Source organism: Helicobacter sp. MIT 14-3879, from assembly GCF_003364125.1.
The window spans coordinates 1-657 of sequence record NZ_NXLP01000180.1; the positions used below are offsets into that span (position 1 = coordinate 1).

The 657-nt window shown below is 29.4% G+C and carries 1 protein-coding gene and 1 pseudogene; both read left to right on the plus strand.

Annotated elements, in window-relative coordinates:
- The first annotated feature begins 194 nt into the window (after positions 1-194).
- Complete coding sequence (locus CQA44_RS12230; RefSeq protein ID WP_115547440.1) at positions 195-386, plus strand: type I restriction-modification system subunit M N-terminal domain-containing protein; 192 nt, start codon at positions 195-197, stop codon at positions 384-386.
- Positions 355-657 (plus strand): annotated as a pseudogene (locus tag CQA44_RS12235) (type I restriction-modification system subunit M); the annotation flags it as partial. The gene CQA44_RS12230 and the pseudogene CQA44_RS12235, both read left to right, overlap by 32 nt.

Genomic DNA, 657 nt, shown 5'->3' on the forward strand with positions numbered 1-657 from the left:
CAATTTTTTAAATTTTCAGCTCCATTTACCCCCCCCCACTTTTTTATAAATTCTCATTTAAAGCTCCTTTTAAAAACCCCTTTTAAATAAATTATTTTTACAATAATATTCTAATCTAAACTAACTTTTTAATAACTACCTAATATTTAAAATACTAGAATATCACCTTTAGACATTAAAATTTAAGGATAATTATGGATTCTAAGTTACAAAGAGAGGAATTACACAATAAGATTTGGAAAATAGCTGATGATTTAAGAGGTAGTGTCGATGGTTGGGATTTTAAGTCTTATGTTTTGGGATTTTTATTTTACCGCTTCATTTGTGAGAATCTAAAAGAATATGTAAGGGCAAATGGGGGGGGGGGATTATGCAAAATTAGATGACACAAAAGCTCTTAGTGCTAGACAGAGAATACTAGATACTAAGGGCTTTTTTATCCTTCCTAGTGAGCTTTTTGAAAATGTTTTACTAAATGCTTTAAGCAATAAAAGTTATCTCCAAGATTTAAATATTAATCTATCACAAATATTTAATAATATTGAAGATTCCACTAAAGGCATAGAGAGCGAGAGAAGGTTTCAAGGGCTTTTTAAAATCATCGAGGTTAATTCTGAAAAGCTAGGCTCTAGCACCATTGATAGAAACAAAAAATTA

What these genes read in the sequence shown, in the direction of transcription:
- CQA44_RS12230 (WP_115547440.1), top strand. Translation starts at nt 195, where the DNA reads ATGGATTCTAAGTTACAAAGAGAGGAATTACACAATAAGATTTGGAAA.